At 58.8% G+C, this 21,804-nt stretch carries 22 protein-coding genes; 12 read left to right on the top strand and 10 right to left on the bottom strand.

Annotated features, from left to right (window positions below; translation table 11 throughout):
• Positions 1-249: 249 nt before the first annotated feature.
• The 6 genes from CKW14_RS24605 to CKW14_RS24580 all read left to right on the top strand — a co-directional run bounded on the left by CKW14_RS24605 (position 250) and on the right by CKW14_RS24580 (position 5,230).
• Positions 250-702 carry a hypothetical protein gene (locus CKW14_RS24605; protein WP_038361181.1) on the top strand — a complete coding sequence of 151 codons (453 nt, stop codon included), beginning with the start codon at positions 250-252 and terminating at the stop codon, positions 700-702.
• Position 703: 1 nt separating this feature from the next.
• A complete protein-coding gene (locus CKW14_RS24600; protein ID WP_095048862.1) occupies positions 704-1,279 on the top strand; it encodes an adhesin in 576 nt (191 codons plus the stop codon).
• A 73-nt stretch (positions 1,280-1,352) separates the two neighbouring features.
• Positions 1,353-2,345, top strand: coding sequence for a heme utilization protein (locus CKW14_RS24595; RefSeq protein ID WP_095048861.1), 993 nt, complete (start codon positions 1,353-1,355; stop codon positions 2,343-2,345).
• A gap of 63 nt (positions 2,346-2,408) precedes the next feature.
• Positions 2,409-3,089, top strand: coding sequence for a C39 family peptidase (locus tag CKW14_RS24590; RefSeq protein ID WP_095048860.1), 681 nt, complete (start codon positions 2,409-2,411; stop codon positions 3,087-3,089).
• A gap of 44 nt (positions 3,090-3,133) precedes the next feature.
• Positions 3,134-3,880, top strand: coding sequence for a hypothetical protein (locus tag CKW14_RS24585; RefSeq protein WP_095048859.1), 747 nt, complete (start codon positions 3,134-3,136; stop codon positions 3,878-3,880).
• Between the two features lie 45 nt (positions 3,881-3,925).
• Positions 3,926-5,230, top strand: coding sequence for a hypothetical protein (locus tag CKW14_RS24580; protein WP_095048858.1), 1,305 nt, complete (start codon positions 3,926-3,928; stop codon positions 5,228-5,230).
• Between the two features lie 99 nt (positions 5,231-5,329).
• On the opposite strand, the gene CKW14_RS24575 is transcribed toward CKW14_RS24580, so the two are convergent.
• Entirely contained in the window at positions 5,330-6,655 is a 1,326-nt protein-coding gene (locus CKW14_RS24575; protein WP_016983762.1) for a sigma-54 dependent transcriptional regulator, read from the bottom strand.
• Between the two features lie 355 nt (positions 6,656-7,010).
• Here CKW14_RS24575 and CKW14_RS24570 point away from each other — a divergent pair, with 355 nt between their 5' ends.
• The 3 genes from CKW14_RS24570 to nhaB all read left to right on the top strand — a co-directional run bounded on the left by CKW14_RS24570 (position 7,011) and on the right by nhaB (position 10,435).
• On the top strand, positions 7,011-7,277 hold the full coding sequence (locus tag CKW14_RS24570) for a hypothetical protein (RefSeq protein ID WP_095048857.1): 267 nt from the start codon (positions 7,011-7,013) through the stop codon (positions 7,275-7,277).
• A gap of 280 nt (positions 7,278-7,557) precedes the next feature.
• Positions 7,558-8,859, top strand: coding sequence for a hypothetical protein (locus CKW14_RS24565; RefSeq protein WP_095126281.1), 1,302 nt, complete (start codon positions 7,558-7,560; stop codon positions 8,857-8,859).
• Positions 8,860-8,932: 73 nt separating this feature from the next.
• Positions 8,933-10,435 carry a sodium/proton antiporter NhaB gene (gene nhaB, locus CKW14_RS24560; RefSeq protein WP_093432826.1) on the top strand — a complete coding sequence of 501 codons (1,503 nt, stop codon included), beginning with the start codon at positions 8,933-8,935 and terminating at the stop codon, positions 10,433-10,435.
• Positions 10,436-10,559: 124 nt separating this feature from the next.
• Here nhaB and CKW14_RS24555 read toward each other — a convergent pair whose 3' ends face one another.
• Genes CKW14_RS24555 through gnd form a run of 3 tightly spaced genes read right to left on the bottom strand, consistent with a single transcriptional unit; the run spans position 10,560 to position 13,878 of the window.
• Entirely contained in the window at positions 10,560-11,381 is an 822-nt protein-coding gene (locus tag CKW14_RS24555; RefSeq protein WP_095126280.1) for an HAD family hydrolase, read from the bottom strand.
• The gene (zwf, locus tag CKW14_RS24550; protein WP_093432830.1) at positions 11,378-12,901 is read right to left on the bottom strand and encodes a glucose-6-phosphate dehydrogenase; all 1,524 of its coding nucleotides are present in this window, start codon (positions 12,899-12,901) and stop codon (positions 11,378-11,380) included. The genes CKW14_RS24555 and zwf overlap by 4 nt, the downstream gene beginning before the upstream one ends.
• Positions 12,898-13,878, bottom strand: coding sequence for a phosphogluconate dehydrogenase (NAD(+)-dependent, decarboxylating) (gene gnd / locus CKW14_RS24545; RefSeq protein WP_095048853.1), 981 nt, complete (start codon positions 13,876-13,878; stop codon positions 12,898-12,900). The genes zwf and gnd overlap by 4 nt, the downstream gene beginning before the upstream one ends.
• A 273-nt stretch (positions 13,879-14,151) precedes the next feature.
• Between gnd and CKW14_RS24540 the strand changes: the two genes are divergently transcribed.
• The 3 genes from CKW14_RS24540 (at position 14,152) to CKW14_RS24530 (ending at position 16,775) form a co-directional block, all read left to right on the top strand.
• A complete protein-coding gene (locus CKW14_RS24540; protein ID WP_007914840.1) occupies positions 14,152-14,334 on the top strand; it encodes a DUF6026 family protein in 183 nt (60 codons plus the stop codon).
• Positions 14,335-14,543: 209 nt separating this feature from the next.
• On the top strand, positions 14,544-16,292 hold the full coding sequence (locus tag CKW14_RS24535) for a phosphoethanolamine transferase CptA (RefSeq protein WP_095048852.1): 1,749 nt from the start codon (positions 14,544-14,546) through the stop codon (positions 16,290-16,292).
• Positions 16,293-16,565: 273 nt separating this feature from the next.
• Positions 16,566-16,775 (top strand): hypothetical protein, encoded by a 210-nt coding sequence (locus CKW14_RS24530; protein ID WP_093432836.1) that lies wholly within the window; start codon positions 16,566-16,568, stop codon positions 16,773-16,775.
• Positions 16,776-17,108: 333 nt separating this feature from the next.
• Here the strand turns inward: CKW14_RS24530 and CKW14_RS24525 are convergent, their stop codons facing one another.
• The 6 genes from CKW14_RS24525 to speB form a co-directional block, all read right to left on the bottom strand.
• Positions 17,109-17,606: a GNAT family N-acetyltransferase gene (locus CKW14_RS24525; RefSeq protein WP_093432839.1), complete on the bottom strand. Its 498-nt coding sequence runs from the start codon at positions 17,604-17,606 to the stop codon at positions 17,109-17,111.
• A gap of 124 nt (positions 17,607-17,730) precedes the next feature.
• Entirely contained in the window at positions 17,731-18,312 is a 582-nt protein-coding gene (locus tag CKW14_RS24520; RefSeq protein ID WP_095049087.1) for a DinB family protein, read from the bottom strand.
• An 18-nt stretch (positions 18,313-18,330) separates the two neighbouring features.
• Positions 18,331-19,446, bottom strand: a complete 1,116-nt coding sequence (gene zapE, locus CKW14_RS24515) for a cell division protein ZapE (RefSeq protein WP_095048850.1) — start codon at positions 19,444-19,446, stop codon at positions 18,331-18,333.
• Positions 19,447-19,468: 22 nt separating this feature from the next.
• Positions 19,469-19,810 carry a nuclear transport factor 2 family protein gene (locus CKW14_RS24510; RefSeq protein ID WP_095126279.1) on the bottom strand — a complete coding sequence of 114 codons (342 nt, stop codon included), beginning with the start codon at positions 19,808-19,810 and terminating at the stop codon, positions 19,469-19,471.
• A 52-nt stretch (positions 19,811-19,862) separates the two neighbouring features.
• Entirely contained in the window at positions 19,863-20,579 is a 717-nt protein-coding gene (locus CKW14_RS24505) for a YafY family protein (protein WP_095126278.1), read from the bottom strand.
• 250 nt (positions 20,580-20,829) lie between these two features.
• The gene (gene speB, locus CKW14_RS24500) at positions 20,830-21,789 is read right to left on the bottom strand and encodes an agmatinase (protein ID WP_095126277.1); all 960 of its coding nucleotides are present in this window, start codon (positions 21,787-21,789) and stop codon (positions 20,830-20,832) included.
• Positions 21,790-21,804 lie beyond the last annotated feature (15 nt).

The following is a 21,804-nucleotide window of genomic DNA, read 5'->3' as shown; positions in this document are numbered from 1 at the left end:
GGCTTTGTCATCCGAGTTGTTACGTAGTTGAAACACATCGTCGCAAACCCTTGTTCCAGAGCTTTGCTCAGCCAATAGACAGCTCGGCGCGGCCGTGGGTGTTTCAACGCTGAAACAGCTTGTGTTTCAGCTGCGCGTGTTTATTTACCAACTCATTGAAATTCAAAAACTTTTAAAAAGCGGCACAGCTTTCGCTCTCTCCTTCACAACGCTGACTCGGGCCAGCCCACTGAAGAAGGAATTGCAGCCGTGGGGAATATCCAAAAAGGTTTGACCTGCCTTCTGCTGATCGGATCAGCAGCCAGTACGCTGATCAGCTTCAACGTGCAGGCGGAAGGCAACGGCGTCATCGTCCTCAACCGCGATGTTCAGCCTATTCCTATCGGTCGCAATGGTGGCAAAGACCCCTACCCGACCACCGTCAATGCCAACCCGTCCGCGCGCATCAATTCCACCATGAACAGCACCGAATTGAGCGATGGCGACTTCGCCGGTGTCGCCAGCGGCAGCGCGTTCCGCACCGTCAACAATGTCCAGGCCGGCAGCAACCTGCCAGGCCTCAATACCGTCACCAATCCCAACGGCATGCCCGGCATGAGCGCAGGACACGGCGGCGGTTCCGGTGGTGCGATTTCCGGCACGATCAACCGCGCCATGAGTTCCGGCCTTGCCCCCCTGACCCGCATGGCCGGAGGCCAATGAGATGAATCGTTCACTCCTTCTGCTCGCCCTGCTCGGTTGCACCACAGTTATGGCTGCTGATCCCGTTTCAGTGAACAACGCCAATATTCAAGACTCCGGCGTCCATTATCGCGGCAACTTCAACGTCAACCAGGCGGCTGGCGATCAAATGCAGCAGACCAACGTCAAGGCAGTGGCAATCGGCACCGAATCCCACGCCAGTACCAGCGTCATGCAGAAAATCGACACACCGGCCTCGCGCTCCATCGACGCCAGCGCATCCATTGGCGGCACCTCTTTCAGTAATGGCAACGGGATCCTCGGTGTGAACCAGGGTGCCGGCGCCAACAACCAGATGGCCAACGTCACGCGCGTCAGCATCAGTGCTGCCCCGCAGAGCGTTGACGACAGTGCCCTTTCACAACAGAACGTGGCGCTTTTACCAAGCTCAGGAGCAACTGGGACCTCACCCGGCAGTCGCCAGGTCACGACAAGTGATCAGGCCTTCACCGGCAGCCGCGGGGTAATCCAGGTGAACCAGAGTGCCGGGGTGGGGAACCGAATGGCTAACACCCTGAGCATCCGGGTCGCTGACTGACCCAAACAACAAAAGCAGTGCAATTAGAAAGTACCAACACTTAACCAACTAATAAGCACGATGGAGAAACACCATGAAACCTACAATGGCTCTCAAACCACTGGTTTTCGCACTTGCAGCAGTGATGGCAATCGCAGCACAGGCAGGCGGTCGTGATGACGATCATGGTAATGGGCACGGCAACGGGCATGGTAATAACCAGCCTAAAGGCCCAACCCTGGAACAACTGCTGCAAATCACCGCAGGCGCCGGTGCCGCTGTGCTTGACGTGCAAGACAGCGACGGCAACGTGGTGAAAAACCAGGGCACTTTGAACAACGCTAATGCCAGTGATTCGCTCAACGGTTCCAACGGCAACATGGGCGCCAACGTTGCAGCCGGCGACGGCAACCAGCAGGACAACGCTGCTGCGCTGGCCACCGCTGACGAAAGCTTCATCTTCGGTAACGCTGTTGCTGCTTCGAGTGCCACTCAAGTCAACACCAACAACTATGTGAAAAACTCGTCCACCTTCAATAACGCTACGCTCAACAACGCAGGCAACAATGGTTCCGGCAACATCGGTATCAACGTCACTGCCGGCAACTTCAACCAGCAGAAAAACAACCTGGCGATCGCCGTATCCGGTGGCCGCGTAGCTCAGGCTGCTGCTTCTGCCAACCAGTCTTCCACTGGCCTGGTTGTAGAAAACAAAGGCGTGCAGACCTACAAAACCGACACCCTCACCGGCACTTATGCCGCTGCCGGCGTGTTCAAGGCAAAAGGCACTGCAACCATCGAAGACGATAATGATCACGGCGGTTGGGGCAATCGTGGCGGCGGTCACGGTGGCAACGATGACCAGAAAGCCAAGTTCGAAGCCGTGGGTACCTTTGGCCTCGCTGGCGTAACCACTCAGCAAGTCATGACCAAAGACGGCTGGAAAGCGCCAGTGGTCAACAACGCCAACATGACCAACTCGATGAACAACTTCTCCGGCAACGGCGGAGCCAACGTCTCGGCGGGTGTGGGCAACCAACAAAGCAACTCGCTGTCCATCGCTGCTGGCTGCAGAGCCTGCCTGTAACTGCGATCGAAACGAAAGCCCCGGAAACGGGGCTTTTCCTCAGTCCGCAAAGGCGTATCGATCATGCGTAAGCCTGCTCTCCTCGCTCTGCTTTTCGTCTGTGGCCTGACTCAGGCCGGTCAGATGCCCGTCGCTGCCCTGCCGGGTGGCACGCTCGTCTACAAAAACGTGCAGAGCATCCGTGAGCGCAAGTTTGCCGACATCGTCGAACAGAAAACCGATTTCAGCTGCGGCGCTGCTGCACTGGCCACGGTATTACGCCAAGCCTATTGGCTCGACGTCGATGAGGAGCACATCATCAAAGGCATGCTGGTCAACGCTGACCAGGACCTTGTTCGTACTCAAGGGTTTTCCATGCTCGACATGAAGCGCTACATAGAAAGCATCGGCATGCGCGCCAGGGGTTACAAGATTCCACCGGAAAAGCTCGAAGCGGTAACGATCCCGGTGGTGGTACTGATGGAAATTCGCGGCTACAAGCATTTCGTCGTGTTGCAGCGTTCGGACAAGGATTGGGTTTACATCGGAGACCCGGTTCTCGGCCATAAACGCTACAAACATGATGACTTTGTCAAAGGCTGGAACGGCATTGTCTTCGCCATCGTCGGTCCCGGATATGACAAGGCCAACGCCTTGCGCAGCCCTCCGGTGCCATTGACGGCCAAGAACAAGCTCGACGGTTTCAACCCGGTCAAAGATGCTGAATTGATGGATTTTGGGTTCATTCAGAGCGACTTCTTTTAATCGCCGATTATAGAAAATGGGACTGGATGTCCCGGGAGCAGCAGATGAAAACCTCATACTGGCTGGCCGCCGCCTGCCTGGCAGCGAGCGCATCGGGCTACGCCAATGCAGGATTCAAACCCATAGAGATCAAGGACCAGGAGCTCGCCGAGCTGCGTGGTCGTTATGTCATGCCGGGGCGGATTATCAGCTTCGGCATTGTCATGAGCAGTACCTGGCGCAATGCCAGCGGAGATTTGATCGGGGCAGCCACCTCGATGCAACTTCAGGCAGCAACGGTTAGACCCGAATTTTATGTGCAAACGATCAAGGAGCACGGCAACGGCAGCCCCCTTCCTGCGGGTACCGGCACGATCACTGGTGGCGCCGGCCTCAACAGCAGCCAGGGCGTGACGCAGAGCGTGCGTGCCGCTGGCGACAGCAATACCGCCTACAACAATGTAGCCATCAACGTTTCGGAAGCCAATCAGGCCCCCGCGCTGGTGCCCACTCAAGGGCAGGCACTGATGGCCGGACAAACCATTGGCGGCAGCAATGCCGCGGGCAGCGTGGCCGTTTCGGCCAACGGTGGCGGCGTACAGATGGCCATTCAAGCCGCCGGCAATCAGGGCACAGCCCTGCAACAAGTCGCCCAAGGTGGCTTGCTGCAGAATACCCGTCTGCTGGGCAGTGCCAACGTGGTCAATAACATGACTCAACTCAACGTCGTATTGAACAATAACGGCATGAGTGCCGGCGCACTGGATTGCAACCTGAGTCAACTCAGGGCACTACGCACTATTGGATATTGAACTACGCTGAGTCTCGATCATTGGGCTTAAAGGGACGGCTTATTCATGTATCGATCAGTATCACTGCGTGCCGCAGTGTGTTTGAGCACTCTTCTCCCGGCCGCGATGCTGCAAGCGGCACCGGACGCCGATGTAGAAACCCTGAAACAAGAGCTTCTGGAGCTGAAGCAAAGATACGAAGTACAACAAAAGGCCCTGGCGGTCCTCGAACAACGAGTCCGCCAGGTTGAAGAGCAACCCGCCGCCCCACCGCCAAAACGTTTGGCCAAATCACCATCGGACATGAAAGGCAACCGCGTCGCCACCGGTACCGGTGCGGCAGCCGCATCAGGAGGCGCCGCCGGGGGCAGTGGCGCTTCTTACGGGCAATCGCTGGCGGACGATTCGCAACCGGCGCAGAGCGTTTCCAACCTGTACGACGAGGCCAGTGGCTTCTTCGGCGGCGGCAAGTTCAGCGTCGAAACCGGCATCACCTATTCGCGCTATGACACGCGCCAGTTGATTCTCAACGGCTTCCTCGCGCTGGATTCGATTTTTCTCGGCAACATCAACCTCGACCGGATCAAGGCCGACACCTGGACTCTCGACCTGACGGGCCGCTACAACTTCGATAATCGCTGGCAGTTCGACCTGAACGTGCCCGTGGTGTATCGCGAATCGACTTATCAGTCGGGCGGCGGCAATGAGGGCGCGGCGGGAGTCACCACAGAAGAAACCGTCACCAAGGATCCAACCATTGGCGACGTCAACTTCGGCATTGCTTACAAGTTCCTCGACGAGTCGGTCAATACACCGGACGCGGTGGTCACCCTGCGGGTCAAGGCGCCAACGGGCAAGGATCCGTTCGGCATCAAACTTCGCCAGACCGATGCCAACTCCAATCTGTTTGTACCTGACACCCTGCCCACCGGCAACGGCGTCTGGTCGATCACGCCGGGCATCTCGCTGGTCAAGACGTTCGACCCGGCGGTGCTGTTCGGCAGCTTGTCCTACACCCACAACCTGGAGGAGTCGTTTGACGACATCAGCTCTACGGTCAACCAGAAAAACCCGGGCAAGGTAAAGATCGGCGACAGCTTCCAGATCGGCGCCGGTATTGCCTTTGCGCTGAACGAGAAGATGAGTATGTCGTTCTCGGTGTCTGATCTGGTGCAACGCAAGAGCAAGCTGAAACAGGATGGCGGAGATTGGGAATCGGTGGTGTCCAGCGACGCCAACGCCGGTTACTTCAACGTCGGCATGACCATTGCTGCCACTGACAACCTGACCATCGTACCCAACCTGTCCATCGGCATGACGGATGATGCCCCGGACTTTTCCTTCAGCCTGAAATTCCCGTACTACTTTTAAGCAAACGCAAAAGATCGCAGCCTGCGGCAGCTCCTACAGGGATTACACAAACCCAATGTAGGAGCTGCCGCAGGCTGCGATCTTTTGATCTTCAGTGATCTAACGAATCTGATGTTTGTGCAGCAAACGGTAGAACGTCGGCCGTGACACGCCGAGCACTTTGGCCGCCACACTGAGATTATCGCTGTGCCGGTTCAACACGTCACACAACGCCTGGCGTTCGGCGCGGGTCTTGTAATCTTCCAGCGTGCCCATCGGTGTGGCGATCGAGTGCTGACTGATCAAGCCCAGGTCCCGGGCCTCGATCTGCCGCCCTTCAGCCAACACCAAACCACGACGCACACGGTTGGCCAACTCACGGACGTTGCCCGGCCAGTCATGTTTGCCCATGGCAATCAGCGCGTCTTCGCTAAAGCTGCGTGGACGGCGGCCGGTTTCATGACTGTAGAAGTGGGAAAAGTGGTTGGCCAGCATCGAGAGATCACCATGGCGTTCACGCAACGGCGCGGTGACCACCTGCAGCACGTTGAGCCGGTAATACAGGTCTTCGCGAAAACGTTTCTTCTCGATGGCCGCTTCAAGGTCGACGTGAGTCGCCGCCAGCACACGCACATCCACCGGGATCGGCTGGCTGCCGCCGACGCGTTCGATGTGTTTTTCCTGCAAGAAGCGCAGCAGATTGGCCTGCAGTTCAAGGGGCAAATCACCAATCTCATCGAGAAACAGCGTACCGCCATTGGCCGCCTCAATACGCCCGACCTTGCGCTGATGCGCGCCGGTAAACGCGCCTTTCTCGTGGCCGAACAGCTCGGACTGAATCAAATGCTCGGGAATCGCCCCGCAATTGATCGCCACAAATGGTTTGCTGTGACGCTGGGATTGCCGATGCAGCGTGCGCGCGACCAGTTCTTTGCCGGTACCGCTTTCGCCGCGGATCAGCACCGGCGATTCGGTCGGTGCCAGTTTGCTGAGCAATTTGCGCAATTCGCGGATCGGCTTGCTGTCACCGAGCAGTTCATGTTCGGGTTGATCGACGTGAATCGTGCCCTGCCCGCGCAAGCGCGCCATGCCGAATGCCCGGCCAAGGGTGACCTGCACCCGCGACACGTCGAACGGCAAGGTGTGGAAATCGAAAAACCATTCACAGACGAAGTCACCGACGTTCTGTAAACGCAGGACTTCCTGATTGAGCACGGCGATCCATTCAGTGCCGCTGCGACTGATCAGCTCCTTGACCGCCTCGGGGCGTTCGAGATGAAACGGCTGTAATCGCAACAAGCCGACATCACAACTGCGGTCGGCGGCATTTTCCAGGGTGCAACTGTCAACATCCCAACCTACGGCGCGTAATCCGGGCAATAAGCGGTGGCAGTCGTCGCACGGATCGACTACCAATAAACGTCGTAACGCTGGCGCTTCGCTCATGACTGTTCCTTGGCGCCAAATTATTAGAAATGATTGTAAAAACAGTCATTTGGCAGACCCGACTGTAACATTAGCAAGATTTTGACAGCGCCTTGTATCGATTGCTTATAGGTGTACAAGCAAACGCGTTATAAGAAACCAGGTTGTTAGTTAGCTATCGACTAAATTGCTGTTTCAACCTTTCAGTGAGCTTTCAAAAGCTGCCCACAAAGCAACACCATGAAAGAAAGTTGAAATTTCTTTGTTTCATGTGTGACCTGCCTACCGGTTCGGTGCATCAGTACAAGTACCAGCCGAACGGTAAGCCCAACCGACGGCACAACATTTGATTGGGCACGACAGAGAGAAAACCCCCATGACCGCCCCGCTCCGTATCAACGAAGCTCTTTTGATTGCCAACCACGCGTTCAAACCTTTCCAGTGCGTGGCCTGGGCGCCACAAGACGGCAATGGCGAGCTCAGCCTGACCGTGATCGACCGGACCAACTCGCACATCGGTCGCAAACAGATCCCGAGCAGCGCCTACTCTGATCCGGCGCAACTCGAGCAACTGTTGGAGCAGGCTCGCGCTGAACTCAGCGAAGAAGGTTACAGCCTGCAATCCTGGTCGATGCCACACTAACAGCCGGGCGATGCGGATGACGCTCAGGTCATCCGCCCTACTCTGTTAGTTCTAATCTTTTTAACTCTCCGTACTTTTACACAACTATTTGCAACTTATTCAGGCGTAACTGCTTGGCCGGCTTGCTATTGGTTCAAAAAGACACTGTTCTGGCACAGTGCGACCGTCCACCTGTTAGTTCTTACAGTTGTACTTCTCCCGGTTCAGGGATTGAATGTTTCGCTCATGCAGTTACCCGCCCGGTTCCCGGTACCAGGTCAACTCGCAAGGAGATGCGTGCATGTCCACTCTGAACACTTTTGCGCTGCCGGCGCTATCGACTTCGTTATTGAGTCGAGCCGGTCAACTCGACAGAACATTTGCCGCTACCGGCGTCGCTCAAGTGTATTTCGCGGGCAGTGTGTCCAGCCTGACCGAGGACATCGCCCTCGATTCGCACGGGCGGGTGCTGGTCGCAGCTAAGGTCGGCGTCGCCACCGGTAGCCGATTCGGCCTGGCACGGATGCTTGCCGATGGCTCGGCCGATCTGACCTTTGGCGATCAAGGCAGCGTGATCGAAACCTTTGCCCCGGGCTTTGAAGCCACGGCTGGTAAAGTCCGGGTACTCCCCGACGGACGCATCCTGCTCGCCGGCCTGCATTATGAAAACGCTCATCGCACCTTGCCGGCTCTGGCCATGTTTGACGCACAGGGCAAGCCGGATCTGCGCTTCGGTGACAACGGTCGTCAGGTAGTGCGCCTGCCCGGCGACTTGTCCATGGGCAGCCGTGATGCCTGGCTACCGCCGGGCGTCCCGGGTGCTGAAGCCTGCGACTTTGTAGTCCAGGACGACGGCCATATTCTGCTGATCGCCAATCACCATTTCGAACTCGCCGACCATGCCGGCATGCTGATTCGCCTCAAGCCCGACGGCAGCCTCGATGAAACCTTCAACGGCCGCGGCTTCGTGATGATTCGCCACTTGCTGCTCAACACCTGGCTCAGCAGCCTGCTGTTGCAAGAGGATGGGCGAATTGTAGTGGCCGGCTCCATCGACTTTCCACAGGAGGGTCTGTTGGCGCGCTACCTGCCCGATGGTCGCCTCGACGAGCGTTTTGCCGTGGACGGATTCATGGCGTTCAAGGCTCACGGGCAAAGCGCGCAGGTCAGTCAGGTCCTGGAATCGGCCGATGCACTGCATTGTTTCGGCAGCAGTCGCGACCCGATCCGGTGCATGGCGTACAGCCTGCACACCAACGGTCGACCGAACCTGCACCATCACGGCGTGCAACCACAGTTGCTGGAAATCGGCCCGAGCGGCTGCCAATGGAGCGCCGCCCAGCGCATGGCGGACGGCCGCATCATCGCGGTCGGTGCAACCATTGGCGGATTCGAAGCAGATTTTATTGTTGCTCGTTACCAGAGGGACGGCGGCCTGGATCACAGCTTCGGTGACGGCAAAGGCTGGCTGCGCACACGTCTGGGGCGCAGTCTAGACACGGCCAACTCGCTGGCGGTGCAAGCGGACAATGCCATCCTCGTCGGCGGTTATTCATTGGATGGCAACTACCGAGCCATGGTGGCGCGTTACCTGAACCATTGAAAAACACGCACTGTACTTGATCTTCCGCAACGCATCCGGCAACTTGCGCGCTTCTAAAGACAAGGAGCAGCCGATGTCCGGTTCAATGGCCCAGGCGTTCGCGCAAAATTTTCTCGGGCACTCGCCACGCTGGTACAAGGCGACCATCGTCGGTTTCCTCATCCTCAACGCCGTCGTGCTGTTCAGCGTCGGCCCGGTCGCGGCCGGCTGGTTGCTGGTGATCGAATTCATCTTCACCCTGGCGATGGCGCTCAAGTGCTATCCGCTGATGCCCGGCGGTTTGTTGTTGATCGAAGCGCTGCTGCTGAAGATGACCACCCCGCAAGCGCTTTACGATGAACTGGTGCACAACTTCCCGGTGATCCTGCTGCTGATGTTCATGGTGGCCGGTATCTACTTCATGAAAGATCTGTTGCTGTTTCTGTTCTCGCGCCTGCTGTTGGGCGTGCGTTCAAAAGCGATACTGGCCTTGCTGTTCTGCTTTCTTTCCGCGTTTCTGTCGGCGTTTCTCGATGCCTTGACGGTGACCGCAGTGATCATCAGTGCGGCGGTCGGTTTCTATTCCGTTTATCACCGTGTCGCGTCGGGCAACGATCCGCGCCAGGACAGTGAGTTTGCTGACGACCGGAACCTGCCAAAACTTCACCATGACGATCTGGAACAATTCCGCGCGTTCTTGCGCAGCCTGTTGATGCACGGCGCGGTCGGTACGGCGCTTGGCGGTGTCTGCACACTGGTGGGCGAACCACAAAACCTGCTGATCGGCCACGAAATGGGCTGGCACTTCGCCGAGTTCTTCCTGAAAGTCGCGCCGGTGTCGATACCGGTGCTGGCCGCGGGTCTGGTCACCTGCGTGTTGCTGGAGAAACTGCGCTGGTTCGGCTACGGCACCCTGCTGCCGGACAATGTTCGCGCCGTGCTGGCCAATTACGCCGCCGAAGACAACGCCGAGCGCACGGCGCGCCAACGCGCAGCCCTGCTGGTGCAAGGCGCGGCGGCACTGATCCTGATCGGCTGCCTGGCCTTTCATATCGCTGAAGTCGGCCTGATCGGCTTGATGGTGATTGTGTTGATCACCGCGTTTACCGGCATCACCGACGAACATCGTCTGGGCAGCGCATTCAAGGACGCCATGCCGTTCACGGCGTTGCTGGTGGTGTTTTTTGCGGTGGTTGCGGTGATTCACGATCAACAGCTGTTTGCGCCGTTGATCGAGTGGGTACTGGCCCTGCCGGTCGAGCAACAACCGGGCATGCTGTTCATTGCCAACGGTCTGCTGTCGGCGATCAGTGACAACGTGTTTGTCGCCACGATCTACATCACCGAAGTGAAACAGGCGTTCCTCGCCGGCCACATGAGCCGCGAGCATTTCGAGACATTGGCGATCGCGATCAATACCGGTACCAATCTGCCGAGCGTGGCGACGCCGAATGGTCAGGCTGCATTCCTGTTTCTGCTGACCTCGGCGATTGCACCGCTGGTACGCCTGTCGTACGGGCGGATGGTGTGGATGGCGTTGCCTTACACCTTTGTGATGGGGCTGCTGGGCTGGTACGCGGTGAGCTACTGGCTCTAACCAACACTGAATAAACCCGTGGGAGCGAGCCTGCTCGCGAAGAGGGAATGTCAGACAACGGATTCGTTGAATGACACTCCGCTTTCGCCAGCAGGCTCGCTCCCACATTGGTTTTGGGGTGGGGTCAGCGAGGGAGGATGTATTTCTCGATCGCTTGCGCCACGCCGTCTTCAGTGTTCGGCGCAGTGACCACGTCGGCTTGGCGCTTTACCGCGTCCTCTGCCTGGGCCATGGCTATCGAAAAGCCTGCACAATGGAACATCGCCGGGTCGTTGCCGCCATCGCCGATGGCAGCTGTCTGCTCTAATGGAATACCGAGATGTTCGGCCAGCGTCGCCAGCGCGGTGCCTTTGTTGGCTTCCAGCGCGGTCACGTCAAGATAAACAGGTTGTGAACGCGATACCTGCGCCATGCCGTTGACCTTGGCCAGCAGTTGCGCCTCCAGTTCGATCAACAGCTCAGTGTTGTTACTGGTCGCGACGATCTTGTCGATGCGCTCAAGATACGGCTCGAAACTCTCCACTACCACCGGCGGATAGCCGAGGCCATGCTGCTCGCGCGGTACCATCGGCCCGTGAGGATCCTTGAGCAGCCAGTCGCCGCCGCTGAACACCCAGATTTCCACATCCGGTTGATCGGCGAACGTGGCCAGCGCAATCAGCCCGGTGCTGGCCGGCAGGTAATGCGCGACCAAAAGACTGCCGTCAGGATTGACGATAGTGCCGCCATTGAACGCCGCCGTCGGCAGATCAACACCCAAGGCTTCGATCTGCTGCAACATGGCTTTCGGTGGTCGACCGGTGGCGAGGCTGAACAGCACGCCAGCCTCACGCAGCGAACGCACTGTTTCGATGGTGCGCTGGCTCAGCGTGTGATCGGGCAGCAGCAGCGTGCCGTCCATGTCACTGAGCAGAAAACGGATGGGTTGTTGCGGAAAGTCACTCATCCGAGGCCATGCCAGACGCGGCCATCGCGAGTCAGCAGGTCTTCAGCAGCCTGCGGGCCGTCCTCACCAGCGGCGTAGGTCTGCACACTTGCATCCTGCTGCCAGGCATCAAGGAACGGCTGTACCGCGCGCCAGCCGTTCTCGATGTTGTCAGCACGCTGGAACAGCGTCTGATCGCCGGTCAGGCAGTCATAGATCAGGGTTTCGTACCCGGTCGACGGCTGCATCTCGAAAAAGTCTTTGTAAGCAAAACCCAGCTCGATGTTGGCCATGTTCAACGCCGGCCCCGGCCGTTTGGCCAGCAGGTCGAACCACATGCCTTCGTTGGGCTGGATCTGGATGCGCAAGTAAGTCGGCTGCAATTCGTCGACTTCGGTGTCACGGAACTGCGCGTACGGCGCCGGTTTGAAGCAGATGACGATCTCGGTGTCGCGCACGCTCATGCGCTTGCCGGTGCGCAGGTAGAACGGCACGCCGACCCAGCGCCAGTTGTCGATCATCACCTTCAGTGCCACGTAGGTTTCGGTGTTGCTGTCAGGCGAGACGTTGGGCTCCTGGCGATAACCGCTCAGCGGCTTGCCGTCGACCTCACCGGCGCTGTACTGACCGCGCACCGAGTTGGCCCGCGCCTCTTCAGTGGTCCACGGACGAATTGCCCCCACAACCTTGGCCTTCTCGCCGCGCACCGCATCGGCGCCAAACGCGGCCGGCGGTTCCATGGCAACCATGGCCAGCAACTGGAACAGGTGATTGGGCACCATGTCACGCAGGGCGCCGGTGTGTTCGTAAAAACTGCCACGGGTTTCGACGCCGACGGTTTCGGCGGCGGTAATCTGCACGTGGTCGATGTAGTGATTGTTCCAGAAGGCTTCGAACAGGCTGTTGGAGAACCGGCTGACGAGAATATTCTGCACGGTTTCCTTGCCCAGATAATGGTCGATCCGATAGATCTGCTTCTCGGACATCACCTTGAGCAAACAGGCGTTCAACGCTTCGGCGGTTTGCAGATCGGAGCCGAACGGCTTCTCGATCACCACCCTTCTGAACGCTTCGGGAGTTTCTTCGAGCAATTTGGCCGCGCCGAGACGGCGCACCACTTCACTGAAGAAACGCGGCGCGGTGGCCAGGTAGAACACCGCATTGCCGGTGCCGCTGTCGGCGATTTTCGCCGCCAGCGCGGAATAAGTGCTGTCGTCCAGGAAATCACCCTGGACGTAGCTGATACCTTTGGCGAGCTTGGCCCACAAAGCCGGATCAAGCATCTGGTCGCCCTTGCCGACCTTCGCCGCCACTTCGGTGCGGATGAAATCTTCGAGCTTCTGCGCGAAGGCTTCATCGGTAATGGCGTTGTGGTCAACGCCGACGATCCGCAGATTGTCGTCAAGCAAGCCGTCGCGACTGAGGTTGTACAGCGCCGGCATCAGCAAGCGCTTGACCAGGTCGCCGTGGGCACCGAACAAAAACAGCGTGGTCGGTGGTGCGGGTTCTGCCTTGGATTTTCTGCGGATCGTATGGGTCATTTCTTCGGTGTCTCCACGTGGCCGCCGAAGCCGAAGCGCTGGGCCGAAAGAATCTTGTCGCCAAAGGTGCCCTGACCGCGCGAGCGGTAGCGCGAGAACAGCGAGTTCGACAGCACCGGTACCGGCACCGCTTGTTCCATGGCCGCTTCGATGGTCCATTGACCTTCACCGCTGTCGGCAACCGAACCGGAGAAGCCGTCGAGCTTCGGATCGCTGGCCAGTGCATCGGCGGTCAGGTCGAGCAACCACGACGACACCACGCTGCCACGGCGCCACACTTCAGCGATGTCGGCCACATTGAGGTCGAAACGCTGATCTTCCGGCAGGCGCTCACTGGACTTGGTCTTGAGGATGTCGAAGCCCTCGGCGAACGCGGCCATCATGCCGTACTCGATACCGTTGTGAATCATCTTCACGAAGTGCCCGGCACCGGCGGGACCGGCGTGGATGTAGCCGTGTTCGGCGCGGTGGTCGTCGGACTTGCGATCCTTGGTGCGCGGGATATCACCCATGCCCGGCGCCAGAGCAGCGAACAGCGGGTCGAGGCGCTGCACGGTTTCGGCGTCACCGCCGATCATCATGCAATAGCCACGTTCCAGGCCCCAGACGCCGCCGGAGGTACCGACGTCGATGTAGTGCAGGCCTTTCTCGGCCAGAGTTTTGGCCCGGCGGATGTCATCCTTATAGTTGGTGTTGCCGCCGTCGATGATGGTATCGCCGGCTTCGAGCAAAGTGCTCAGGGTGTTGATGGTGTCTTCGGTCGGCGCGCCGGCCGGCAACATGACCCAGACCGCACGCGGTTTGGCCAGGCCGGCAACCATTGCCGGCAAGTCGGCGACGCCGGTGGAGCCCTCGGCGACCAGGTTCTCGATGAAAGCGGTATTGCGGTCGTAAACAACGGTGGTGTGACCGTTGAGCATCAGACGTCGCGCAATATTGCCGCCCATGCGGCCCAGTCCAATAATCCCGAGTTGCATGTGCTGATGCTCCTTACTACAAATAAATGTGTGTCATTGGTTATAGCCCAACGCGACTGATGGAGGTTAGTCCAGAGCGTTGCGATGAAGTTTCCGGGCATTGTGCCCGATCCAGACTGATAACGCCCCGAATCCTGCCGAAGACACACCGACCATGAAAAATAAAAAAGTTCCATTCACAGGCAAAAGAAATCAAAATCGGCGCCGATAGTAAGTCAGTACCCCAAAGCGGGGACGACCTACAGTTGATGCACGCCATTTGCGAGGTGAGCAATGGGCACAGTACACACAGCAATGCCGCCACAAACCCTGTACGTGACAATCCGTCGCGATGAATTGCGCCAGTTGAAAGACGAACGCGACCAGTTGAAACAGGAGCTGGCGCAGCTGCGCCTGTTGACCCAAGGTGTGCAGCCGCAACCTTTGCCGGTCGTTCAGCGTCACCCCCACGCCTGATCCCCGCCTGTTTCGGGAACGGCCGCCGCTGTTCCCGACATGATCCATCGCTGCCCTCCTCTCTATAGAGCAAAGCGGCAACTCACAAACTTTTCACATTCTCTTCGTAATACTCCGCCCCATTCTGGCCGTACCTGCGTGTACGGCCTCCGTTCGTCGGCTTCATGGATGTTCCGGCGGTGGTTGTAACGAGTGAGCTGGAGCGCCGAATGGCATTGTTCAAACGCAGCAAAACGACTGCGACAGGTTTCGATTGGGCCGGATTTCTCTGGCTGTTTGTATTCTTCTGGTACTTCTCGGGTATCACCCAACTGCTGATCCAGCTGACCGGCACCTCCGGCTTCACCGGGTTCCGTCAGGCGTTCGTCATGAGCGCGATCTGGCTAGCACCGATGTTGCTGTTCCCCAAACGCACCAAACTGCTCGCTGCCATCATTGGCGTGGTGCTGTGGGCCTGCTCGATGGCCAGCCTGGGCTACTTTTTCATCTATGAGCAGGAGTTCTCCCAGAGCGTCATCTTCATCATGTTCGAGTCGAACATCTCTGAAGCCGGCGAGTACATGACCCAGTACTTTGCCTGGTGGATGGTGCCAGCGTTCCTCGCACACACCGCCTTCGCTTACTTCCTGTGGACGCGTCTGCGTCCGGTATACATGCCCCGTGGCCGCGCATTCGTCGCGGCGATGGCAATCCTCATTGCGGTGATCGGTTATCCGCTGGTCAAACAGACAATGCGCATGGGCACCTTTGCCCAAGGCTTCGAGAAATTCGAAACCCGCATCGAGCCGGCGGTGCCATGGCAGATGGTCGTGGCCTATCACCGTTACCAGGAAACCCTCGCCGACATGCAGGGCATGCTGCACAACGTGAGCAAGATCCCGCCGCTGAAAAACCTCAAGGACGCCTCGGCCGACCAGCCGAAGACCCTGGTGCTGGTGATCGGCGAATCGACCAACCGTCAGCGCATGAGCCTTTATGGCTATCAGCGCAACACCACGCCGGAACTGGACAAGCTCAAGGATCAACTGGCGGTTTTCGACAACGTCGTCACTCCGCGTCCGTACACCATTGAGGCGTTGCAGCAGGTGCTGACCTTCGCTGACGAAGAGCACCCCGACCTGTACCTGTCGACACCGTCGCTGGTCAGCATGATGAAACAGGCCGGCTACAAGACCTTCTGGATCACCAACCAGCAGACCATGACCAAGCGCAACACCATGCTCACCACGTTCTCCGAACAGGCCGACGAGCAGGTGTACCTGAACAACAACCGCAACCAGAACGCCGCGCAGTACGATGGTGATGTGATCGAGCCGTTCAACAAGGCCCTGGCTGACGCGGCGCCACGCAAGCTGATCGTTGTGCATTTGCTCGGCACGCACATGAGCTATCAGTACCGCTATCCGCCGACGTTCGACAAGTTCCAGGACCGCACCGGCGTACCAGCCGGCGTGCGTGACGACCAAGTCCCGACCTACAACAGCTACGACAATGCCGTGCTGTACAACGACTTCGTGGTGTCGAGCCTGATCAAGGATTACGCCAAATCCGATCCGAATGGCTTCCTGCTGTACCTCTCGGACCACGGTGAAGACGTGTTCGACTCGGTAGGCCACAAGACCCTGGGCCGCAACGAAAACAAACCGACAGCGCCGATGTACACCATCCCGTTCATGGCCTGGGCGTCGCCAAAGTGGAAAGCCAATCACGACTGGAACTTCGCCGCCGACCTCGATCGCCCGTATAGCAGCTCGCATCTGATCCACACTTGGGCTGACCTGGCCGGTTTGAGCTTCGATGAACTCGACCACAGCAAGAGCCTGGTCAGCGACAGCTTCAAGGCTCGCCCCCTGCTGATCGGCGACCCGTACCAGACCGAGCAGCGTGCGCTGATCGACTTCAGTTTGATGAAGCCGAAGAAAACCGACGCCGCGCCGGCGGATGTCGCGCAGAAGTAACACCAGAAGGGGCCGAAACCGGCCCCTTTTTCATGTCCGCAGAAAACTCATCCAGCCTGCCTCGAATTTCGCTTGTTACCTCTGCCCCGTCCAATGCGTCGCCACGGTCAGCTCTGACAGGTGCCCCCCGATCCCGACTATCAAATGTTCTGCAACATGCTGCAAAAACTCCACTGAACGGGCGTTAACCCCGAGTTAATTCAGGCCTCCCAGACTCTCTTCCGAGATCTGCTTCATGGACGAACGGCTCCCACTTGTTCAGTAGGAGGCACCATGAAAATCACTACCGCAATCCTTGCCGGGCTGTTTGCCCTGGGTTCTGCCAGCGTTTTTGCCGAGGGCGGCGCTGAGCGTATGCGTTATTACTACGACAACTTCCCGGTTCACCAAGCCCAGAGCGAGCAGAAGAGCGACGCCAACGCGAAGGAAATTCGCGTTCCCGCCGATCAGACGGCGCAAGTGACCGAGTCGTATCGCGACTGAGATTGACCGAGCAACCGATGGACCTTCCGTGGCTCCGCTCTGGCCTGGAAGAAGACAGTTTGGCGCCCTGATTGGGGCGCCTTTTTTATGGGCAATGAGCGGGGTGTTCGACCTTATGCTGTCGCGAGTTCGCAGATGGGGTTGGGTCAGCAAGATCCAACCCCCTCACCCCAGCCCTCTCCCCAAAGGGGCGAGGGGGAAAGGGAGCCGATTTTCATGCTATTCAAAACCTGAGTTCGGCTTGATGTTTCAGGTCGACGTATCTCGCCCAAACACCTCGGTCAGTCCCCTCTCCCTCTGGGAGAGGGTTAGGGTGAGGGGCTTTTCAGGCTTTCAGGCTTGCAGATTCTTGATCCAGAACAGCATACGCCCGTGATCCGGGTCGAACATGCCCGGCGCAAAGCCGAACTTGCTGTAGGCATTCTGCGCCACGGCGTTGCCTTCCAGCACTTCGAGGGTGATTTTGCAGCAACCGCGCTGGCGAGAAATTTCCTCGACTTTCTGCAGCATCTTCTGGCTCAGGCCGAGACCGCGAAACCGGCCCACCACCGCCACGTCATGGACGTTGACCAGCGGCTTGCAGGCAAACGTGGAAAACCCTTCAAAGCAGTTCACCAGTCCCGCCGGTTCACCACCGACGAAGGCCAGGACGCTGAACGCATGCGGGCGCCGGGCCAGTTCTTCGGGCAGTCGGCGCAGCAGCTCAGGGTCGAGCGAATGACCGCCGCCCATTGGGTCTTCTGCATAGTGGTTGAGCACGATACCGATGGCCTCGGCGTGCGTTGGATTACTGTAGCTGGCCTGAAGTACAAGAATTTCTGCGGAATCCATTTCCATCCCCGAACACAAAAGCCCCGGCGCGCAAAGTGCGTACTGAAAGGCTGTCTGACATTAGCGCGGGGGTGATCGGGCGGGCAACCGACAAATGCAAAAGATCGGACGATCTTTTGCTTTTTCAGTGGCCCCAGATCAACTCTTCAGTCCAGCCCAGTTCGGCAAAATCCTCAGCGCGCAGTCCACTCTCGCCGACACAGAAAAACTCATCCAGTTGCGGCGGCTTCACCGAAGTATCACTGAGCATCGCGTGCACCTGTCCACGGTGATGAATCTGATGTTCGAACAGGTGCGAAAGCATGCGCAAACGGCTGTCGTGCTGCGGCGTATCACGGGCAATGGTGACGATGCGCGTCAGATCGGCATCGCGCAGTTGCTCGCAATAGGCGATCAGACGTCGATCAACGTGGGCCTGCTCTTCGCGCAGTTGCGGGCCGTCGGCAAACGGCTCGTCCACGTTGAAAAACACGTAGCAATCGGGGTGCGGTTCAGCTCCGCGCAGCTCGCGCTCCAGTGCATCGACGTAGAACCAGTCGCAGGTGAGGATGTGATTGAGGGTCAGACGAATGCTCGGAAAAAAACTCACCCGAGGCGCCGCCAGATCCGTCGCACTCAGCTGCGTCCAGGCCTTGGCCAGGCGATGATTGGCCCAGGCATTCTGGTATGCCATGGTCAGCAAATGATGGGATAACGCTTGGCTCATGTCGGCGCCCTCTTCCATTCAAGCTTCGGCAAAACGCTGCAGCTGCATCTCCTGCAAGCGACTGAGGGTGCGGCGGAACGGAAATTCCAGATAACCCTCGGTGTACAGCGCATCCATGGGTACTTGCGCTTCGATGTACAGCGGCACCTTGCGGTCGTAGCACTCGTCGACCAGCGCAATGAAACGCCGCACGCCGTCGTCGTGAACCGACAATTGCGGCAACTCACGGTCGCCCGCAACTACCCGCTGCGCGCCATCTTCAGTGCCACGCGCGATCCGCCCTTCGCGTTTCTGCGCACTGAGATTGGGTACTTCGCTCAACAGAATAGCCGTGTAGCGGTCGCACAGCGCGATGAAATCCATGGCGGCAAACGGTTGCTCGCAGAGATCGGCGTAGCGGCACCACAACACCGTTTCACTGGCCTGCACCACGTTCAACTGGCGATGCCCGACCGCCACCGGTTCGGCGCTGGCTGCTTGGCCGGCGGTCAATGCCTGAAAGACTTCGTTCAGCGCACTGACTGCAGATGTGGCGACAAAGTAGCGTTGCAGGCCCGTCCCCGGATGCAAGCGATGATCCTCGGCGCCATTCACCGCAACCACCTGCATATGCGCCTTGATCGCGGCAATCGCCGGCACAAACCGGTCGCGATTGAAGCCATCGGCGTAAAGATCATCCGGCGGCAGATTGGACGTACAGACGATCACCACGCCTTCGTCGAACATCACCTGAAACAACCGACCGAGAATGATCGCGTCCCCGATGTCGTTGACGAACAACTCATCGAAACACAGCACCCGCACCTCGGCCGCCAGCTCCCTGGCCAGCGCGCGCAACGGATCGGCAATCCCGGTCAACTGGAATGAACGCTGATGCACCCAGCCCATGAAGTGATGAAAGTGTTGGCGTCGCGCCGGCACCCGCAGGCTCTGATAGAACTGATCCATCAACCAGGTCTTGCCGCGCCCGACCGGCCCCCACAGATAAACGCCGCTGACCGAACCGGCCCCGGCGTGCAGCGCTTCATGGCATTTTTGCAACGCCCAGACCGCGTGTTCCTGGGCTTCATCCTGGACGAAGCCCTTGTGTTGGACGGCGTGTTGCCAGGCGCTGAGAGGAGAGTCGAAAGTCATGCGCGGCAGTATGCCACGATGGTTACAGGGAAATGTCCAGTCGGGCGATTTTCCCCTGCTCGTTCAAGCGAAATGTGTAGCGCAGCTGCGCCGGACTGCCGGGGAAGGTTCCGGAAATCAGCCCGTGTACCAGCACTTTGCCGGTGCGCTGCTGCACGTCCAGCACTTCGACCCTTGGCTGATAGCGTTGCCCGGTGTCGTGCATCCATTGCGCGATGGCTTGCGGGCCGACCTGATGTTGGCCCTCGTCGAACACGTTGGCATCCTCGGCAAAAAAACTGGCGACCCTGGAAGTATCGCGTGCGTTGGCCGCATCGATATACGCAGCAATCGCCGGGGCCAGTGCAGAGACGGGATGAGACATGGTTGCAGCTCCTTTTTGTTTGGTTCTGCGACCATCCTAAAACAGCGTTGCGTCAGTTTTTGTCAGGAGTGAAACGCCCGCTTTCATCCAGTTGCATCTGCTCGCGCCATGTGCGCAACAGGTCGCTGCGCCGTCCCGGATAACCCTCGCCCTGGCGGCTGGCCGCGCTGATCCGATCGGTACGAAACGTACGATAGGCGCTGCGCAATTCGCACCACGCAACGATGATTCGCACCTCGTTGAGGAAGCCCAGCGCCAAGGGCCAGATCAACCGCTGGCTGGGCACCTGTTGCGCGTCGGCGTAATCGATGTGCAGTTTGGCCTGGTCGCGGATGGCATGGCGAAACACGTTCAACGGCACGGCGTTTTGCGGAAAACCATAACCCGGCGGGCCCGCCATCACGGTAGGATTGCGCAGCGTTTCCTGGGCCTGCGGATCGAGCACGGCAGCAATTTTCGCCAGCGCATCCGCCGCGGCTTTGCCCAGGACTTCGTCACCGCGCTGATCGACGTAACGCAAACCGAGGACGATGGCTTCGGTTTCGTCGGCATTGAGCATCAGCGGCGGCAGAAACAGGCCGCTGCGCAACACATAACCAATCCCCGCCTCGCCATGGATCGGCGCGCCGAGGGCGGTCAGTTCCGCGATATCGCGATAGAGCGTGCGCTCGGACACTTCCAGCTCGGCAGCCAGGGTTGCCGCCGTCACCGGGCGCTTCTTGCCGCGCAGCACTTGCAGCAAAGTCAAAAGACGAGTGGTACGCGACACGTTGGGCAGGCTCTGGAGGGCAAAGATGTTCGAGCTTAGCAGAGGCTGGTGTCAGAAACTGGCAGGAGCAATGTGAGAAGGCAGGTTGATCAAGCCTGCTCTTTTGGGGGTAGCGGAATATCGAGAGGGAATAAAATCCCATTGTGGGAGCGAGCCTGCTCGCGAAAGCGGCGGGTCAGTCAACAAAGATGTTGGCTGAACTGACGCCTTCGCGAGCAGGCTCGCTCCCACAGGGGTTATGGTGCGCGGGTTAAATATCAACCTTGTGGCGGGCGGCGTAGAGGCAGAGCATTTCCATCGCCAGTGTGGCAGCGGCCAGTGAGGTAACGTCGGCGTGGTCGTAAGCCGGGGCGACTTCCACCACGTCCATCCCGACCAGATTGATGCCGCGTAAACCGCCAAGAATCTCCAGCGCTTGCGCGGTGCTCAAGCCGCCGCACACCGGCGTGCCGGTGCCCGGTGCAAACGCCGGATCGAGGCAATCAATATCGAACGTCAGGTACACCGGGTTATCGCCAACCCGCGCGCGGATGGCTTCGACAATGGCGTCGCAACCACGCCGATGCACCTGCCGGGCATCGAGTACCTGAAACCCCATATGATCGTCATTGGTCGTGCGCAAGCCGATCTGCACCGAGCTTGCCGGATCCACCAGCCCTTCCCGAGCGGCGTGCCAGAACATGGTGCCATGATCGACCCGTTTGCCCTCTTCGTCCGGCCAGGTGTCGCTGTGCGCATCGAAGTGAATCAGCGACAACGTCCCATGTTTGCGCGCGTGGGCCTTGAGCAACGGGTAGCTGATGAAGTGGTCACCGCCAAACGTCAGCATCGCGCTGCCAGCGGTCAGAATGTGCTCGGCGTGAGCTTCGATGCTTTGCGGAATGCTGTGTGGCGCGCCGAAATCGAAATCGCAGTCGCCATAATCGATGACCGCCAGATGATCGAACGGGTCAAACGTCCACGGCCAGTGGCGTTCCCAGGCAATCCCGGTGGAAGCGGCGCGAATCCCGCGTGGTCCGAAGCGGGCGCCGGGACGGTTGCTGGTGGCGGTGTCGAACGGCACGCCGCTGACCGCGACATCGACGCCGCGCAAGTCACGGCTGTAGCGCCGACGCATGAAACTGGTAATGCCGGCGTACGTACTTTCGGCGGCGGTGCCGTAGAGGCTGTCGCGGGTCATGGCCTGATCGTTTTGCATAGGCACATCCATCGTGGGGCTCCTGTG

The sequence above is a fragment of the Pseudomonas sp. Irchel s3a12 genome, from assembly GCF_900187485.1.
Taxonomy (GTDB): Bacteria; Pseudomonadota; Gammaproteobacteria; order Pseudomonadales; family Pseudomonadaceae; genus Aquipseudomonas; species Aquipseudomonas neuropathica.
This window is presented reverse-complemented; position numbering and strand designations above follow the sequence as displayed.

What these genes read in the sequence shown, in the direction of transcription:
- CKW14_RS24590 (WP_095048860.1), top strand. Translation starts at nt 2,409, where the DNA reads ATGCGTAAGCCTGCTCTCCTCGCTCTGCTTTTCGTCTGTGGCCTGACT.
- CKW14_RS24530 (WP_093432836.1), top strand. Translation starts at nt 16,566, where the DNA reads ATGAAAATCACTACCGCAATCCTTGCCGGGCTGTTTGCCCTGGGTTCT.
- CKW14_RS24510 (WP_095126279.1), bottom strand. Translation starts at nt 19,810, where the DNA reads ATGTCTCATCCCGTCTCTGCACTGGCCCCGGCGATTGCTGCGTATATC.
- zwf (WP_093432830.1), bottom strand. Translation starts at nt 12,901, where the DNA reads ATGACCCATACGATCCGCAGAAAATCCAAGGCAGAACCCGCACCACCG.
- CKW14_RS24580 (WP_095048858.1), top strand. Translation starts at nt 3,926, where the DNA reads ATGTATCGATCAGTATCACTGCGTGCCGCAGTGTGTTTGAGCACTCTT.
- CKW14_RS24525 (WP_093432839.1), bottom strand. Translation starts at nt 17,606, where the DNA reads ATGGATTCCGCAGAAATTCTTGTACTTCAGGCCAGCTACAGTAATCCA.
- zapE (WP_095048850.1), bottom strand. Translation starts at nt 19,446, where the DNA reads ATGACTTTCGACTCTCCTCTCAGCGCCTGGCAACACGCCGTCCAACAC.
- CKW14_RS24600 (WP_095048862.1), top strand. Translation starts at nt 704, where the DNA reads ATGAATCGTTCACTCCTTCTGCTCGCCCTGCTCGGTTGCACCACAGTT.
- CKW14_RS24595 (WP_095048861.1), top strand. Translation starts at nt 1,353, where the DNA reads ATGAAACCTACAATGGCTCTCAAACCACTGGTTTTCGCACTTGCAGCA.
- CKW14_RS24585 (WP_095048859.1), top strand. Translation starts at nt 3,134, where the DNA reads ATGAAAACCTCATACTGGCTGGCCGCCGCCTGCCTGGCAGCGAGCGCA.
- CKW14_RS24555 (WP_095126280.1), bottom strand. Translation starts at nt 11,381, where the DNA reads ATGAGTGACTTTCCGCAACAACCCATCCGTTTTCTGCTCAGTGACATG.
- CKW14_RS24565 (WP_095126281.1), top strand. Translation starts at nt 7,558, where the DNA reads ATGTCCACTCTGAACACTTTTGCGCTGCCGGCGCTATCGACTTCGTTA.
- CKW14_RS24540 (WP_007914840.1), top strand. Translation starts at nt 14,152, where the DNA reads ATGGGCACAGTACACACAGCAATGCCGCCACAAACCCTGTACGTGACA.
- CKW14_RS24520 (WP_095049087.1), bottom strand. Translation starts at nt 18,312, where the DNA reads ATGAGCCAAGCGTTATCCCATCATTTGCTGACCATGGCATACCAGAAT.
- CKW14_RS24535 (WP_095048852.1), top strand. Translation starts at nt 14,544, where the DNA reads ATGGCATTGTTCAAACGCAGCAAAACGACTGCGACAGGTTTCGATTGG.
- nhaB (WP_093432826.1), top strand. Translation starts at nt 8,933, where the DNA reads ATGTCCGGTTCAATGGCCCAGGCGTTCGCGCAAAATTTTCTCGGGCAC.
- speB (WP_095126277.1), bottom strand. Translation starts at nt 21,789, where the DNA reads ATGGATGTGCCTATGCAAAACGATCAGGCCATGACCCGCGACAGCCTC.
- CKW14_RS24575 (WP_016983762.1), bottom strand. Translation starts at nt 6,655, where the DNA reads ATGAGCGAAGCGCCAGCGTTACGACGTTTATTGGTAGTCGATCCGTGC.
- gnd (WP_095048853.1), bottom strand. Translation starts at nt 13,878, where the DNA reads ATGCAACTCGGGATTATTGGACTGGGCCGCATGGGCGGCAATATTGCG.
- CKW14_RS24570 (WP_095048857.1), top strand. Translation starts at nt 7,011, where the DNA reads ATGACCGCCCCGCTCCGTATCAACGAAGCTCTTTTGATTGCCAACCAC.